The sequence below is a fragment of the Labrys sp. 22185 genome (assembly GCF_052045555.1).
In the GTDB taxonomy this organism is placed as follows: domain Bacteria; phylum Pseudomonadota; class Alphaproteobacteria; order Rhizobiales; family Labraceae; genus Labrys; species Labrys neptuniae.
Window position 1 is genome coordinate 36,598 of the sequence record NZ_JBQEPH010000019.1, and the last position, 15,623, is coordinate 52,220.

At 54.4% G+C, this 15,623-nt stretch carries 13 protein-coding genes; 6 read left to right on the plus strand and 7 right to left on the minus strand.

The window, feature by feature from the left end:
- Window positions 1–200: 200 nt before the first annotated feature.
- Entirely contained in the window at window positions 201–1,016 is an 816-nt protein-coding gene (locus tag ACTJKX_RS27265; protein ID WP_440727137.1) for a competence protein CoiA, read from the plus strand.
- Between the two features lie 313 nt (window positions 1,017–1,329).
- Here ACTJKX_RS27265 and ACTJKX_RS27270 read toward each other — a convergent pair whose 3' ends face one another.
- Window positions 1,330–2,550 carry a hypothetical protein gene (locus ACTJKX_RS27270; RefSeq protein ID WP_440727138.1) on the minus strand — a complete coding sequence of 407 codons (1,221 nt, stop codon included), beginning with the start codon at window positions 2,548–2,550 and terminating at the stop codon, window positions 1,330–1,332.
- Window positions 2,551–3,221: 671 nt separating this feature from the next.
- Between ACTJKX_RS27270 and ACTJKX_RS27275 the strand changes: the two genes are divergently transcribed.
- Both ACTJKX_RS27275 and ACTJKX_RS27280 read left to right on the plus strand, forming a co-directional pair.
- Complete coding sequence (locus ACTJKX_RS27275) at window positions 3,222–4,271, plus strand: SIR2 family protein (RefSeq protein WP_440727139.1); 1,050 nt, start codon at window positions 3,222–3,224, stop codon at window positions 4,269–4,271.
- On the plus strand, window positions 4,261–6,087 hold the full coding sequence (locus ACTJKX_RS27280) for an ATP-binding protein (protein WP_440727140.1): 1,827 nt from the start codon (window positions 4,261–4,263) through the stop codon (window positions 6,085–6,087). The genes ACTJKX_RS27275 and ACTJKX_RS27280 overlap by 11 nt, the downstream gene beginning before the upstream one ends.
- Window positions 6,088–6,172: 85 nt before the next feature.
- On the opposite strand, the gene ACTJKX_RS27285 is transcribed toward ACTJKX_RS27280, so the two are convergent.
- Window positions 6,173–7,054 (minus strand): nucleotidyl transferase AbiEii/AbiGii toxin family protein, encoded by an 882-nt coding sequence (locus ACTJKX_RS27285; RefSeq protein WP_440727141.1) that lies wholly within the window; start codon window positions 7,052–7,054, stop codon window positions 6,173–6,175.
- Complete coding sequence (locus tag ACTJKX_RS27290; protein WP_440727142.1) at window positions 7,051–7,878, minus strand: type IV toxin-antitoxin system AbiEi family antitoxin domain-containing protein; 828 nt, start codon at window positions 7,876–7,878, stop codon at window positions 7,051–7,053. The genes ACTJKX_RS27285 and ACTJKX_RS27290 overlap by 4 nt, the downstream gene beginning before the upstream one ends.
- A 261-nt stretch (window positions 7,879–8,139) precedes the next feature.
- Between ACTJKX_RS27290 and ACTJKX_RS27295 the strand changes: the two genes are divergently transcribed.
- A complete protein-coding gene (locus tag ACTJKX_RS27295; RefSeq protein WP_440727143.1) occupies window positions 8,140–9,564 on the plus strand; it encodes a DUF6035 family protein in 1,425 nt (474 codons plus the stop codon).
- Between the two features lie 53 nt (window positions 9,565–9,617).
- On the plus strand, window positions 9,618–10,073 hold the full coding sequence (locus tag ACTJKX_RS27300) for a hypothetical protein (RefSeq protein ID WP_440727144.1): 456 nt from the start codon (window positions 9,618–9,620) through the stop codon (window positions 10,071–10,073).
- A 466-nt stretch (window positions 10,074–10,539) separates the two neighbouring features.
- Here ACTJKX_RS27300 and ACTJKX_RS27305 read toward each other — a convergent pair whose 3' ends face one another.
- The 3 genes from ACTJKX_RS27305 to ACTJKX_RS27315 form a co-directional block, all read right to left on the minus strand.
- Window positions 10,540–11,496, minus strand: coding sequence for a tyrosine-type recombinase/integrase (locus ACTJKX_RS27305; RefSeq protein WP_440727145.1), 957 nt, complete (start codon window positions 11,494–11,496; stop codon window positions 10,540–10,542).
- Window positions 11,493–11,744 carry a hypothetical protein gene (locus ACTJKX_RS27310; protein WP_440727146.1) on the minus strand — a complete coding sequence of 84 codons (252 nt, stop codon included), beginning with the start codon at window positions 11,742–11,744 and terminating at the stop codon, window positions 11,493–11,495. The genes ACTJKX_RS27305 and ACTJKX_RS27310 overlap by 4 nt, the downstream gene beginning before the upstream one ends.
- Window positions 11,745–11,846: 102 nt before the next feature.
- Window positions 11,847–12,092, minus strand: a complete 246-nt coding sequence (locus tag ACTJKX_RS27315; RefSeq protein WP_440727147.1) for a hypothetical protein — start codon at window positions 12,090–12,092, stop codon at window positions 11,847–11,849.
- A 327-nt stretch (window positions 12,093–12,419) separates the two neighbouring features.
- Here ACTJKX_RS27315 and ACTJKX_RS27320 point away from each other — a divergent pair, with 327 nt between their 5' ends.
- Complete coding sequence (locus tag ACTJKX_RS27320; RefSeq protein WP_440727148.1) at window positions 12,420–14,669, plus strand: caspase family protein; 2,250 nt, start codon at window positions 12,420–12,422, stop codon at window positions 14,667–14,669.
- A gap of 115 nt (window positions 14,670–14,784) precedes the next feature.
- Here the strand turns inward: ACTJKX_RS27320 and ACTJKX_RS27325 are convergent, their stop codons facing one another.
- Window positions 14,785–15,582, minus strand: a complete 798-nt coding sequence (locus tag ACTJKX_RS27325) for a hypothetical protein (protein WP_440727149.1) — start codon at window positions 15,580–15,582, stop codon at window positions 14,785–14,787.
- Window positions 15,583–15,623 lie beyond the last annotated feature (41 nt).

A 15,623-nucleotide genomic window follows, 5' to 3' on the forward strand; every position in this document is an offset into this window, starting at 1 on the left:
CCCTGACAGCGTTGACAGTCCGATTGAAATGAAAATGCGCCATTATATGCTCGCGAAACAACGAACGACCCATATCTGCCGTTATCGCCGCCGCGGTCCCATCCGGCCCGGAAACTTCTGCTTACCGGCACGTCTTACACAATGATGCTTCCCTGATAGTTTGGATCACGTGCAAGGCCCACACCCTTTTGGAGCGAAGCGTGCAGTTTGCATTGGTGAATGAAGATCGCTGCCCACCCACCCCGAATGTCATTGGAAAGTGCATCGGGTGCGGGCAAGAGATGATTGCGAAATGCGGAGAGATAAAAATCTGGCACTGGTCGCATAAGGGAAAGCGCAAATGTGATCCATGGTGGGAGCCGGAGACAGCGTGGCATCGCGAGTGGAAGGAGTGCTTTCCAGCCGACTGGCGAGAGGTTATTCAATGGAGCGCAGCCGGCGAGAAGCATATTGCAGACGTCCGCAATGCAAGCGGCCTCGTCATCGAATTCCAGCACTCCGCGATTTCCACCCAAGAGCGGACAGCTCGGGAAGCATTCTACGAGAACCTAATCTGGGTGGTCGACGGCACGCGCTTGAAATACGACATTTCGAGGTTTGATCGTGGTAGCCACGACCTGAGAGGCGCAGGTCGACCTGGCTACTTCATGACGCACTGGCCGAGCGATTATTTTCCAAAGTCATGGATTGGATGTTCGAAGCCGGTTTTTTTCGACTTCGGCGGCCACGACGATGATCCAGACACACGATCCCCCAAAGCGGCGCGAGGCAATTTATGGTGCCTTCTGCCGGAAAGCGTCGATGGTCAAGCTGTGATCGCGAAGCTCGAAAGATGCGAATTTCTTGATGCCGCCCATCGCGCGGCACAATCGTTCCCACCTCACACAATCCTCTTGGAAATCGCCCACGCAATCGCTGAACATCGTGAGGCAGAGCGGCGGGCTGAAGCACAATACCTGCAGCGGCTTCGCGTTCAAAACAGCGGTCGTGGCCGATTACGGTTTTTTAGTAAGTAGGCCAACGGTTCGAATCCTTTCTGGGACGGCATTCATACCTAGACTATATCGTAGCTGGCAGTGCCGTGACGGGGGGATGAAGCTGGGCACTCGTATGTGATTGTTTGCGCTATTGATTTCTGACAATGTCGCTGCAACATGAAGTTTCATCAGGACTATTCGTGACCATAGCGCGCGGTTCGAATAACCGATTTGACGTCGAAAGCGGTCTGGTGACTTTTGGCTCGAAAAATAACCGAAGCGGACATATATGCAGCGACTTGGGAGACGGCAGCTAGCGAGCAGCAATAGTGGTTCGTCTCCAGCGTCTCGTTCACCGATCGACGAAATGAGTGATGATTTCGACGTTGAGACTGGCGGCTTCAACGCAGCGCTCAGCGCGCGCGATAAGACGGCTGTCGAAGGCCATCATCGGCGTTATAGTTTGGCGCTCACTCCGCCGAACGAGCTCTTCGGTCGTTTGAACGATCCGTAGCAATTCTGATGGATCGAGAATGTGGATATAACCGCCGGTCGCCTCCATGAAATCCAACATGATTTCCGCGCCGAACTTTTCAGGGAGAAGCCCAAGTTCAGGTACCAAGATGACACCATGGATCGGATGTGTCATCTCGACGGGCCAGACCTTGCCGGCACCGTCCATGATTTCAGCCCCAGCTTTAATCTGGCGAACGGCCCCTTTTAGCTGACTGGCTGCCTTGTGAATGTGGCCAAGGATATTTTTGACGAGCGTGGCCCGATCCGGAAGCGTGGGCCGATTGAGCAGCGCGAGCGCCTTCGACTCGAAGATGAAGGTCCCAAGCGGGTAACTCAAAAGAGCGTCGGTGAGTTCGCGAAGTTTTTTGCCTTTCCGAACTTGAGGCTGATCGATGCTTACTGAAGGCATTAGGTTGTCAGTCAACCATGTAATCAACTTTTCTTGCTGCCTTCCCTCGTCGAGATCAAACTGATCGAGGTGGCTTGCTGAAGCCTGACTTGTAATCAGCGTGTTCTTGAAGATCCTCCAGTCGGTCACGGTCGGCATGTCAACGACCAACAATTCAGGATCGGCAGCATCACCTGCTCGCGCCCGTAGCATCACTTGTTCTACCGCCGATCCCATCGCGCCATGGTCAATTTTACCCAACGCAGCTGATGCCGCCAGCGAGCCTAAGCGGCTTGAAGAGACGTTGAGTGGTATCGTTGTCCATGCCACGTTGATGGCGAGTTCGTTAAAGAGGAAAACTTGGCAGATTTCGCCCTCGGCTAGGCGAAAAAGGGCTTGCTGCTCTTCCGCACGTTCCATGATTGACCATATCAAAGTCGGCCCGGTCGCATCATCGAAAATGAGGAGGCCGTAGAGGAGCCTGTCGCCGCGGACGCGCGCCGCAACAAATTGAAGCGCCACACCTCTCATAATGTATTTGAGGATTAGCGCGGTACCCTTGATAAGGAGCGTAGGTTCGCAAGCGTCTTTGCCCTCCGCATAATCGAAGCGCACGAGTTGCGGCGTCGCCAGAAATTCGCTGCGGTAGTGAGCTGAAAGCAAATGCATGTCGCGTACTCTCGCGCCAACCACATGTACTAGCAACTATCTTATGGGCCGCGTAGCTCTTTGAGAGGCTGGGTGTGGCCATCCGGCTGTTTTAATGGCCGCCTCTAGCGATGGCGAACGGGGCCTAGGTCCAAAAAGGGTCATGAAGCCGCAGCGGAAATAGTGCCCAGCTTTGTTCTGGAGTGGTGGAAATATGGCGTGCCGGAGAGGATGAAGCTGGGCGCTCTTATGTGATTGTTTGTGCGATATAAAATATTTTGGTCGACGGGCGCCAGTGTGGAAAAACCGGCGGGCGGCGNGCGTTGTACGGGACGTGTCCCGTACAACGCGCCGTTATCTCGCGGTCAATCGTGGACCCGCCAGTCGCCGCCCAGCGAAGGCTTGTTCGAAAGATAAAGTGGACTTCGAACTCCGGAAGCCAGCGCTACTCTGGCGTCGAAAAATGTCACCAAACGAGCGACCGTCTACGCTAGCGCGGAGGCGGGTGTATACCCCGAGCCCGTGTCGCAATACCGCGTCGACGTCTATACCCGGACCGGCCATCCTTGACCGGATCCCCCCGGCTCCATTGATTATGGAACGCACCTCGCCTGATTATGACTTTCAAGCGCCCAGCCCCTAATGTATAGTTAGAGCATCATGCGGCGCCGTGCCAGTTTGAAAGAATAAGAATGGCCGACATATTTGAAATAGGCGGCAACGAAGTAGCATTCTCCAAACTCCTGGAAGCTTACATCCAATCGGGAAATCTGAATTTTTTAATCGGCTCAGGTGCCTCCCTCCCGGCGATCAGGACCGCCGGAAATATTGAAGCAGAGATCAACGAGCTTTTGGACGCAGGCAATGACACGGAGGCAGATAAAAAGTGCCTTGAATTTATCGAAGCGATCGGAGGCGTCCATTCATCAATAACTGCCAATCCCCCAGTTGATCCGATTGTCGAGACAATCGCGGGCTATTCGGAATTCGTGGCTATCGTCGATAGGATTCTTTTCGCCCGGAAGAATTTGCTCCTGCCTCGCCAAGCGAATGTTTTCACCACGAATTACGATATGTTCGTAGAACATGCATCTAGTCTCTTACCTGGGCTGATGCTCAATGACGGCTTCGATCGCACCTCGGGCATAGCCAACGATTTTCCCTTCGCGCCGGAGCGATATTTTGACCGCACTTACCGATCAGGTGCCGTTTATGGTCACCAAATCGAGATGCCGACGATCAACCTTGTGAAGCTTCATGGGTCGTTATCATGGCGACGACGCTCGGATACTATTGTTTTCGATCCAATCGCGGTCCCAAAATTGACGGCAGCAGACAGGGCCGATTCCGCCAAGGTTCGCGAATATCTCGAGAAGCATTTCTTGATACTGCCCAATTTTAGAAAGTTCCACTCAACTCTTATGGACCGCGTTTACTATGACCTCCTGCGTCTTTACGCCAACGCCCTGGAGCGCGGAAACGTTGTTTTAATGTGCTTTGGCTTCTCTTTTGCAGACGAGCATATTTTGGACATTACGCGCAGAGCCTTACGTAATCCGACCGCACAATTGCTTATTTTTTCATTCGATAAGGCATCTTCAACCGCCTATCAGGCAAAGTTCGCCAAACATCGAAATGTGACAGTGATCTCGCCCGAGGCGGGAGCGCTTATAAATTTCGCGACCTTGAACAAGTTGTTGAACTCGGTGCTTCCCGAGGTAGGCCGAAGCCATGGAGCCTGATCGCTTAGAGCGGGAGTCAGTATTAAGAGTGGGGCAAGTATCAGCCGTCACTGGAAGAAAGATTTTCATTTCTGTCGATAGCGATAAGAATTTGAGCGAGCTTTTCTTCGACGGTGATGTTCTGAGGAATATTGCTGTCGGAAGTTACATTGATATCCGCAAAGGCTTTCTTAGCCTTGTTGGCAAAGTCGAGGGAGAAAACGCGCAGGGAGATGACCGCAAGCCAAGTCAATTGGCTTATATGAACGGTCAGCGCGTGCTGTCCGTGGCATTGGCTGGATTTCTGGACCGCTCAGGGGCCTTTTTCGGCGGCACCAAGGAATTGCCACTCGTTGGGAATGAGGCCTTCCTTCTCACCAAAGAGAAGGTGCACCAAATTCACAACCTGGTTAACTCAGCTGGAGTTGGGCTCGATATCGCACAATCGGAATACGAGGGATACGACATTGCCTTGCCCGTTGATGGTCTCATAAACAGTCATATCGCGATCTTCGGCAACACGGGAAGCGGTAAGTCGAATACCCTTGCGATGATATTTCAAGAATTCATATCCAAGATGCGCGCTAGAAATATTGCCGCCTTTGAACAAAATTGCAAAATATTGCTTTTTGATTTTAATAATGAATACATAAGGGATAACTGTCTGACGGCTCACAAGCGCGTTTATGGGCTTACAACGCGCAACGATACCGGCGACAAAATTCCCCTTGGTGGCAGTGGTATAAATGACATTGAGATACTGAGCATTCTAGCTGATGCCACGGAGAAAACGCAGAAACCATTTTTCAAGCGTGTTCTCGCGCTCCAGCAAAGAGTCACGGCAGGCGGCGATGCCACGGAGCATTTCCGGAATATTCTACGCAGCCAGATAAAACAGATCCTGCAGATGTCGGATAAGCTTCGCGTGGACCTGCTGATGGATTATCTGAGACAGCTCCTTCCAGACGTTGACGGGGAAGGCATGCCCGTCGAGATCGCCGCCGATCTCGAATGGCATAACACGATGGCAGAGTTCAGATGCCGTGGCGTGTTCCTGAAGTCGTCACCGGATCATATTCCAAATACGTTCGTTTATAGCCACGTCGAGAATTGGAATTTCAGCGGGGATACGATAAGCGACCTCATCGCGTTCGCATATGCCCAGCTCATCTATGACGTTTTATCCAATCGCGCCCAAAATGAGCATATCTCTCCGGCAATAAATAAGCTGAGAAGCAAGCAGGCAGATATACGCAAGGTCTTCGACCCAGCGGGCCATGGCAACATATTCACATCGAACGTGGTCGTCATCGCGCTGGGGAATGTTAATCTGGAGATGAAAAAGACCATTCCACTGTTGATCGCGAAGAAAATATACGAAGACCATAAACGCTTAGGCGAAGGTCGTTCTCTAAATATTATTATTGATGAGGCGCATAATATATTATCCAGAGAGTCATTCCGGGAGTCTGAGAGCTGGAAGGATTATCGACTGGAAACATTTGAAGAAATAATCAAGGAAGGGCGTAAGTTTGGCGTATTCGTTACAATCTCAAGCCAGCGACCCAACGATATATCCCAGACCATCACCTCTCAGGCTCATAACTATTTCATTCATAGACTTATCAATCAGAAGGACTTGCAATCCATTGCGAGTGCAGTTTCCTATATCGACAAGATCACCGAAGAATCCATTCCTACGCTTCCGACTGGCACCTGCATTTTCAGTGGGATTGCAGGCCAAATGCCGCTGAAGCTGGCGATCAAGCCATTGGATGAGCAATTGCAGCCCAAGAGCACCACTGCTCGCTTCAGCGATATAGTGCCAGCAACTTAGTCGAGATCCTTGTTGGCGATTGCTACCAGGGAACTGGTCGCGATTAAAATCCTGTTCGGCAAGCGCCGATATTGCTTCTTCAATCTCAACGGCGTGCATCTGATCGCTGCACCAAAGCAAAGCGGTCTTTCATTTCGTCGAAGCGGGCCCAGGGGTCACCGGCGATCCGATCGACAAATTCATAGAAAACACGGGTGAATGCCAACTTTGTGGATTCGTCGGTCAAAGCCTCAGCCTGGGCCGCAGGCAAAAGGGGCCTCATGTCGAGCAGAAAACGCGGATTGGCCAGCTTGGAGAACATACGTTCCTGCGCCTGTGCCCGCGAAATCGTCTGTCCCGCCAGTGCCAGATAGCGGCCAAACAGCTCTGGCACACGGGCGGTATTCAGTTCGCGGAACACGTCCAGCGCGTGAGCCAAATCGTAAAGGTCGCGCCCTTTGTCCCGCTGAAGCAGCGCCCGCAGCTTGGTTGCCAGCATTTCTTCCGGGGTAAAAGTCGGTACTACAGCTTCGCCCGTGAACCATGGGTTCTTGACACTAAAGGGCAACACGTGAGGCCCATCGAAGGCTTCGATTTCACGAGTGTTTATCTCGATCTTCAGCCGTATGGGAGCGCCGCTGCCATCCTCGGCCTCAACGCGAAAGCGCAACTTCGGGGCGACAGGGCTCTGGTCGAATTGCGCGCGGCCCAGCCAAGGCTCTAGGAGAGCGCGCAACCGGTCGAGAATAGGACCGATTGCTCCGGGTGATGTACGGACAAGGTCGATATCTTCGGAATAGCGAAGCGGCGCCGGAAAATGCAACTTGTTCAGCGCCGTTCCACCGCGGAACCGCAACGCGTCAGACAGAAGCGGGTCGCTGAAAATTTCAACGATGGCCCGGCTGATGAGGAGGTCCTGCTCGATCTGCCGCTGGTTTGCCCACGGAACGACGTGGCTCCACGCCGTAATGTAATCCTGCGGTATCATTCGTCGATCTCCGGCGCCCGGCGAACGATCACGCGCCAATGTGCATCGCGTTCCGATGGTGGCGGTGACAGGTCTGGATCGCCTGCTTGCTTAGGGTCGAGTTCAATCCACGGCACCTGGCCGCGCGCGGACAGCGCCGCAAACATTGCTTCCGCCGTGTGTGTATGCTCCAGCCTTCCAAGCAAGTGCCCGAGACGCTGAACAACCGCCTTCTCGAAGGCGCTCGACAGCGCGGCAAGCTTGTCGGGTTGAAGCTGTTCAGCAAGCTCCGAGAGCACCGTGGCGATATTGTCGAGACCCGCGCTGGAATGAGGATAGCGCACAAGATCGAGCGCCGTCAGTTCCGGTGAAGACAACTTCATATATCCCGACGGCGTCTTGCGCTCCTCGATGCCGGCCGACACCATCCCAACGTCCTTGCGGTATGAAAAGGCGATGCGTGAACGCCCGGCCTCGATATCCGGCAGGAGTTTATCGGTGACGACCTGAAATTCCATCACGGCCTGATGGGAGGCGCCATATGCCGCCGCCGCCGACAACAGCCCCACATAGTAGGGCCGCTTCTCATGCCGCATGAGGGCATCGATATACCACTCCGGCGGCGGCGCGCCCATGGTGGCGTGCTGCGGCGGTACGATCACGTAGAAACCTTGGCGGGGCCTGATAAGCTGGCCGCGTCGTTGCAGACGCTCGGCTGCATCCAGAAACGCTCCATGGCCGATGCCGATTTCCTGCTGCGCTTCAGCGGCGGAAAAGACCCCCCGCCCGGCCGCAAGCAGGCCGGAGGCATAGGAAGACAGGGCTGAGCGCTCGATTCTGATCATATATAATTATCCGCCTTAAAAGCGGAATATTCAATATGATTCCAATAATTTTGCAGGATCAGTTTCATAAATCCGCTTTAAGTGCGGCTTTTTCAATATGATCCCGCATTCAGCCCCACTATGAGCCGGCATCGCCTTGCAAAGCCAGTCGGCTCACCCCTGTCTGTACGAAACCGCAGCAGGAAACGTCACAGAAACCTATCGAATCCTGCTATTTTCCGACGTGAGGTGAAAGTAACCATAAAGCAGGATGGAGCACCATTGAGCCGCGCCGTGCAGAACATTACTGTTGATCCTCTGTCCAGGGCAATGCCTGTGGAGGACCCTGAAATAAAAGAGGTCCTTGATTGTGCAACCGGTGAATACCTCGACGCACCGACGTGGATCGGTGACTGGCGGTACGAAGAGTTAATTCAGCAGCGCCTCGACATCAGGGAGAAATTAAAAAAGGCGCCACGTTTTCGATGTCCCCTCTGCTCCGTGCCCGTGTATCTGGTTTCCAACCAGCACAAGCGTTTCCATTTCAAACATCTGGTGGAGGATGGTTCCTGCCCCGCTCAGACTCGCCATCCCCTCTCGCGCGAGGATATTCTTGCGCGCAAATATCGCGGATTGCGCGAGAGCGAACCGCACCGCCGGATCAAAGAACTGATCGCGCGGAGCCTTTCGGCCGATCCACAATATTCTGTCCCGAAGAAGGAACGCCAGTGGCGCTCCGCGCATGATCCGATCGCGCGCCGGCAGCCCGACGTTCAGGCCACCAGCCCCAGAGGGCGCTTTGCCTTTGAGGTTCAGCTATCGACGACCTTTCTTGATGTCGTCGTAGGCCGCCGCGAATTCTACCGGGAGGAAGGCGGGCTGCTGGTCTGGGTCATGGGCGGTTTCGACCCGGAATACAGGCGGCTGACGACCGACGACCTGCTCTTCTCCAACAATTCCAATATCCTGATTGTGGATGAAGAAACCACGGCGCTTTCAGAGAGCACAGGGCAATTTCGGGTCCGTTGCCATTTCCGGCGGCCCGCTCGAGACGGCGACCAGCTTTCCGATACCTGGGAAAGCTGCATCGCTCCCTTTGACGCTTTGACGCTTGAACAGGAAGCTCAACGGTGCTGGTACTTCGACTATGAAAGTGAGGCCACCGCTATCCGTGCAGAGATCAACGCGGAGCGACGCGCACGGGAGAGTGATGCTGCGACCGCTCTGCGTACCGCGCTATTCGATTTCTGGACGGATCGGAAGCCAAACACCGCACCTGATGCCAAGATGCTTAACGGCTGGCGCGGCCTGCGCCGCGCTTTTGCGGATCGGGGCATCGCGCTGCCGGCATCCTCCGAAGACAACAATCTTATGGCATTGATGAACGGCCTGACGAGCGCGAGGGAAGGAAAGCCCGTAGGCTGGAAATTCAAACAGCTTGTCGAGGTCGGCCACAGGATAGCGGAGGCGTATCCTCAGCATGTCGTCGCTTTCGGCCACGCCCTGTTGCAGTTCGACCGCGTCGACCTGATAAAACAGCAGGATCATACCGGCAAGTGGGGCTCACGCACTCGGGGTATTCGCGCTTCGCTCTCGCGGAAAACGAAAGATTACATGCCTGATCCCGATACACTGTCCCTTGTGGATTTTTTGATGCCAGGTGTGGGCGACAAGATTAAGAAGCTCATACCGGCAACTGAGACGTAACCGCTGCGGTTACTCCCGGAGCAAACAGACTTCGTAGACTTGGGGGCAAGTACGTGACCGATACAATCCGGCTTAACGGACAGGTGGTGGAATGGGACGACCGCAATGACCAGGAATGCATGATCGAAGAAAATGAACTCGAAGCCTATCAGGGAGAAGGCTGGATTGTCGCTCCGTTTGGAGACAAACATCTGGCAGTCCGGTTTGGGACATTCGCCGATGGCACTATCCAGTTGCAGCAAAAGTCCGACATGATGGGCCGTATGGCAGCCCAGGGTGGGCATACGAACTTGGGCTATTCTGGCTATTTTAAAGGTTATGTCTATCTGGACGGCAAGAGGAAGCGCCTGGTGGATTGGTGGGCCCTATTCCCAGGTCAGGAGCATCACTTTCCCCGGCAGATGGACGCACGGCGCACAGTTCACGCCATTCGTTTGATCGTGGAAGCCCTGGCCGGGACGGATGTGGTCAAGGTCAAGGGCGGATATGCGTTCAATCTCCCCGGATGACACCTTCAAGGTTTACGGCTATCGACCTTTGTACAGTCGTACTACGTAAAATTGACTTTCTTTAAACAAGCCGCCGAGGGTGGCTTTCATCCGATGGGACCGAGCCCATCCCGTGGATGTTTGCCCTGCGGTCGGCGGCCGTCCCGCCCATACAGGGTTCTTGCCACAAACGCGCCACAGACTGAGAAGGACCAAGGAGGAAAAGCGCGGATTTCTGCGGATTTCAGACGACCGCTTTGTTGTGGTAAAAATCAAGGAAACTGAGCATTTGTTTCCGTAGTATTTTGCTAAGCGATTGATTTTAAAATGGTCGGAGTGACAAGATTCGAACATAGGGCCCCTACGCCCTATGCAAGCGATAGGTGTGCGGTGGTCAGTCATAAAACTTCTGAGTTTCGAGGCATTTAGCCACATATTAACACCTGAGCACAATTCCTATTGCAAAGCCGGCCGCAAAAGTCGGAGGCTAAATAAGCACTCTCTCAACCTCATCAAGACTTGCCTCTTCCTGCCGGCGATCGTAGAGCTGCGTGGTGCGCGTGCTGGCATGGCTCGCCATCGCGGCTGCCTTCTCCAGGGTACCGCCATTCCTCAGATAGGCCGTGATGCCGGTTGCCCGGAAGGTGTGGTTGCCAATCTTGGTTTCAATCGCGACAGCCGTCGCCCGCCGGCGGATCATGGCATAGGCATTGGCCTGCGGCAGCGGCGTCTTGGTAAGTCGGCCGGTGCCTCGGCCGATCGTACGGAACAAGAAGCCCTTGGCGTCGTCGGCCAAGCCACAGCCCCAGATGTAGGCCCGCAGATAGGCTTCCAGATTGTGATGGCAGGGCATCTCGTGGCGCTTGCCCCTCTTTTCGTGCAGCCGTATCCACAGACGCTGCTGCTGCACATAGACATCCTCGACTTTCATGGTGACGGCCGCCCCGATACGGGCGAAGGAATAGACCATCAGGCCGATCAGGGCGCGATCGCGCAGCCCGGCCGGCTTCGACACGTCGATAGCATCGAGGAGCTGGCGTGCCTCCTCCGGTGCCAGCACTGGCGTCTTGCCGCGCTTCACGGCATGTCTGGGCCCTCGCACGGCCGAGGCCGGATTGAAGGGCAGTACACCGCCGCGCGCCAGCCAATCGAACAGCGAGTGGATCGCGGCCAGGTGCTGTTTCACCGTCGGCGCCGAGACCTCGCCGCCGAGCTGCTCAATATAACAGGCGACATGCAGCGAGGAGACGACACCGATCGAGGGTAGGCCCTGGCGCTCGAGCCATTCGCAGAAATCGCCAACGGCGCCGGCATAGGCGCGTCGGGTGTGCGGATTGCGGATATGGGCGGTGAAGAATTCAACGAAGCGATAAGACGCACGATCGCCGGCTGCCGAAACAAGCGCTGGTAACTGCTTAGTGTGAGCAGAAACGAGGACGCTCATTCAGTGTTGCTCTTTGCCTTTGTCCCGAGGTGACTTGCCGAGCTGAAAGTGTACTCGCCGCCAAAATTCAGCTTAGGGGCTTCGACCTTAAGATCGGAATTCGGGAACCGCCGGCGCAGCAGCTCACCAACCGCGAAGCAAAATCCCGGCTCGTCGTTAGGGAGGTGATACACCCCGCGCTCCTTCAACATCCATTCAACACTGTCCGCCTTATGACCAATTTCCTGCTCTCTCTTCTTCGATACCATTAAAGGCCCCCCTATATATGTGATAAAGGATATTATCATATATAGGAGGATACATAACAGCCTAACCCTCAGGCCCGTATTTTTTAAAACCGGGCTAAGGGATTAGGACCGAGTGTCCTCGTCGCGGTCGCGGCGTTCCCACTCGATCATCCCAAACCTAAACCGCCGATGGCGCACGCGAATGCGCTTCCTCGAACGGCTCAAGCTGCAAATCAGAGGGATGATGCCAAGGACGATGCCGGCCACAGGGATGACCCGGTCCCAAATGAACTCAATCATGTCGGGATAGGTGTCCAGGTTGACCAATAAAAAAACCCGCCGAAGCGGGTTGTCTTTCATCGCAGGCATGCGAACCGCACCTCCTCCGACGATGACAAAAAAACACCATTTTCTCGCGAATTTGTCTCCCCCCAATTTTTCACAATTCCGTGATAGATTTAGTTGATTGCGGCATGTGATGATTGCGGAACAAAGCTGTCTGCGGTGCGGCCGCGCGGTCCGGTGCACCATCCGCATGGAACAGAAGGAATTCATTACTAATACGCGTGCGTTACTGAGCGTGCCAAGATAAGGTGCTTGGAGTAGTCTCGTGAGCTTTGTAGGGCTGAAATGCGCCTGGCAGATCGTCGATTTTCTTCTATTTCGTATTCGATACTTGCTGCTCTGGTTTGGCTAATGACGCTCACAGTCGGCCGTTCGTCCGCTATCGCACAGCAAGCCGCCTGGAGCGATTGCAAGAGCGCACAGAATGCCGAAGCCAAGATCTCGGCATGTTCGCGCGCCATCTCGACCTTGCGTGACAAGAGCCAACTTGAGAGGGCATATTTAAGGCGCGGTAATGCCTACATGGAGCAACGTCAATTCGCCTTGGCGGTCTCTGACTTTACCAAGATCATTGCTCTGCATCCCGGTGTGGCGGGCTATTACGACGATCGTCAGGCGGCCTATAAAGGTCTGGGCAATTTCCAGGCTGCATTGAATGATGCGAATACAGCAATAAGCCTCGCGCCGAAATTAGCGTTTGCCTATCAGAGCCGAGGCTTGCTGTTGGACTCCGTGGGCCAATCGCAGCAGGCCCTGACGGATTTCAACTCCATCGTATCGATGGAGCCTCGAAACCCAAGCTTCTTGAATATCAGGGGCGAAACGCTTGTGAAGCTTGGTCGTGCCGGCGAGGCACTGAGCGACTTCAACAACGCCCTCATTTTCGACGCCGCTGCTGTCTACGTGCTGAAAGGCCGGGCCAAGGCAAACGCTCAACTCGGCAACATGCAGGCGGCGCTGAGCGATATTCGTAACTTCATGCAGGCTTATCCCACCGATATAGATGCTCCTGGTATCCAGGCCGCTATCCAGGGGGCTGCCAGTCCGGTGCAAGCCGCTACCCGTGGCGATCAAAGCGGTAGTTTAGCCCCGGCACGTGTTACGGGCTCGGTAACGAAAGCGAACGTCCTGGCGACCTTTTGTCGGCCCGCTGACATAGAGAGCGACAATTGTAAGGTCGCACGCGGCTATCCTTCTGAGGATACTGATACGACATGCAACGTCGAGCTGAATGGAGGCATTTTTGAGCAACGTTATGGCGGTCAGACCATTGTCTATGCGTCCTATCGCAGTGATTGCGAACCCCATGCCACGAACTACGGCGGCAGCGTCTTGCTTGAACGCAAGGGCTCATCGATCAATCTGATCTCCTTTGTACGAGGAGACTCTGTTGGTGAGAACTGCGCAAAGGTAGCTGGGGATTACGACACGGATAGCCTCTATTGCATCTCGCAGTATGACGGGATGGGTGAGCACAGCACCACCCTCGCCAGCTATTCGCCCGCCCGGCAGAATGCCGATAATTACAATGCCATCGACACTGCCTCGGTAATATCCGCCAACACGCATTATGAGAATGATCCTGTCGATTGCTCGAAGCGGGTCGTCTATCTGGAAGTCGGCAAGGTTCGGCCCGGCCCGAAGGACCAGACGTTGCTGGTCGACGTGAAATATGCCGACAACGAGATGATCAAGGCGGCCTGCGCTTCTGGGGGCTACAAGCCGACCGGCGACGACACGGTACCGAAGGGCAGCGTCTTCCTGGCTCCAGGCAAAGCCAAGAAGGAACCTTTCGTCTACGATATTCAGTCGCGAGAATTCCTGCCTCTGCGCCGTAATCTGGATGATGGCGCTTCACCGAAGCCGTCGACGCCAGTCGTGGCCACGGCTCCCGTCAGCGAGAACCGAGTTGCCCTCGTGATCGGCAACTCGGCCTATAAGAACGTGCCGGCTCTCCCCAATCCACAGGAGGATGCCTCCGCGGTAGCAGAAAAATTCAAAGCGCTAGGCTTCAAGACGGTTACCCTGGTAACCAACGCCAGCCAGGCGGAAATGATGTCGGCCTTATCCGACTTCTCCGACGTTGCGAACCAAGCAGATTGGGCTGTCATCTATTTCGCTGGCCATGGCCTCGAGGTCGATGGCAGGAATTACCTCGTGCCGGTTGATGCCAGCCTGAAGACGGATCGGCAAGTCGCCCTTCAAGCCATTTCCCTCGATCAAATGATGGGCGCAATCAATGGAGCCAAAAAGCTTCGGCTGGTACTTCTCGATGCCTGTCGTGACGACCCGTTTCTCAAACAGATGACTTTCGCCAGCGCTAAGCGGAGCATGTTCCGGGGATTGGCCCGCGTTGAACCGGAAACGGGAACTCTGGTTGCCTACGCGGCCCGCGACGGTGCTGTGGCGGCAGATGGGAATGCTGGGTCGCACAGCCCCTTTACGACTGCGCTGTTGGACAACATTGGTACCCCAGGCGTGGAACTCAATCTGATGCTCCGAAAGGTGCGTGACGACGTCATGCGTGCAACTGACAATGAGCAAGAGCCATTCAATTACGGGTCGCTGCCAGGTCAAGAGTATTACTTCAGTCGTAGATAAGTCTTATTAGACTACTTCCGAGAGATAGCAATTGAAAGCCAACCCAAGACCAAAAAGTTACTCAGTACAAGATATTAATATATGAACATTTTAAAATCAAAAACGGTAATATCTCCTATTTTTTTGGAGAAATAACGGTCCAATTCTTTGCGCGGCCCTCTTCCAGCTTCCGCCTCACGGTGGCTATCAATCGCTGTTGAGGATCAAAGTCTACGACAAAGTCAACACCGAATATTCGCATGCCAACTGCCAGGTGGCCCGTGTCTTTCGATCGATGTGGAGGCTCGAAGTGATGCGCTCGGCTGTCGGGTCTTGCGATCATCACAGCGTGGAATGCTCCGCGTCCTTTGCGCACAAACCTTCGAACAGCAGTCAGCGCAGGTATATGTGCCGATTCTGGGCCTAGCCAGAAAACCGCGGTCTCGAATCCGACTTTGTAGAGCGCCCTCGTGAACTTCGGATCATCGCCAAATGGCAGCGAAAACCTTAGAGTGGCCAGTTCACCATGGGTGTCGAACGACACATCGTCGAGCTCCTTTGTTGCTGTCAGCGGCTTCAATGTCTGACCAAAGGCGGTTGTGATACCGGGCCCGCCATTAAGATGAATTTCCGGTCCTGTATTGGTATAGCGCCCTTGCAACGATGCTAAGCTATTTAACGAAGGATGCTTTCCGCCCTTTCGAGGGACCTTTCCCAGAAAGGTTATGAGCTCGAACGGTCGCAAAAGCGCACGATCGAGAGGCGCCAGCTTATTGTTGCAACTCGCGCACATGTCATTGTCTAAAGTGAAGCCTGGGGGGCAATCCATTGAATCTGGTAGAATGTGTTCCAATGAAGGAGTGTATTCCTTCGCCCCACACCAAATGCAGGGCGCGAAGTCAAATGTTCTTCTGGTGATCCGTTCGGATTTCATGGTGGTCTGAGATGCATGACTGGGTTTATCGAGTGCCAGCT

Excerpts from the sequence above, each read along its gene's own strand:
- ACTJKX_RS27270 (WP_440727138.1), bottom strand. The coding sequence starts at position 2,550 with ATGCATTTGCTTTCAGCTCACTACCGCAGCGAATTTCTGGCGACGCCG.
- ACTJKX_RS27290 (WP_440727142.1), bottom strand. The coding sequence starts at position 7,878 with ATGATCAGAATCGAGCGCTCAGCCCTGTCTTCCTATGCCTCCGGCCTG.
- ACTJKX_RS27280 (WP_440727140.1), top strand. The coding sequence starts at position 4,261 with ATGGAGCCTGATCGCTTAGAGCGGGAGTCAGTATTAAGAGTGGGGCAA.
- ACTJKX_RS27320 (WP_440727148.1), top strand. The coding sequence starts at position 12,420 with ATGACGCTCACAGTCGGCCGTTCGTCCGCTATCGCACAGCAAGCCGCC.
- ACTJKX_RS27310 (WP_440727146.1), bottom strand. The coding sequence starts at position 11,744 with ATGGTATCGAAGAAGAGAGAGCAGGAAATTGGTCATAAGGCGGACAGT.
- ACTJKX_RS27325 (WP_440727149.1), bottom strand. The coding sequence starts at position 15,582 with ATGAAATCCGAACGGATCACCAGAAGAACATTTGACTTCGCGCCCTGC.
- ACTJKX_RS27285 (WP_440727141.1), bottom strand. The coding sequence starts at position 7,054 with ATGATACCGCAGGATTACATTACGGCGTGGAGCCACGTCGTTCCGTGG.
- ACTJKX_RS27305 (WP_440727145.1), bottom strand. The coding sequence starts at position 11,496 with ATGAGCGTCCTCGTTTCTGCTCACACTAAGCAGTTACCAGCGCTTGTT.
- ACTJKX_RS27315 (WP_440727147.1), bottom strand. The coding sequence starts at position 12,092 with ATGCCTGCGATGAAAGACAACCCGCTTCGGCGGGTTTTTTTATTGGTC.
- ACTJKX_RS27275 (WP_440727139.1), top strand. The coding sequence starts at position 3,222 with ATGGCCGACATATTTGAAATAGGCGGCAACGAAGTAGCATTCTCCAAA.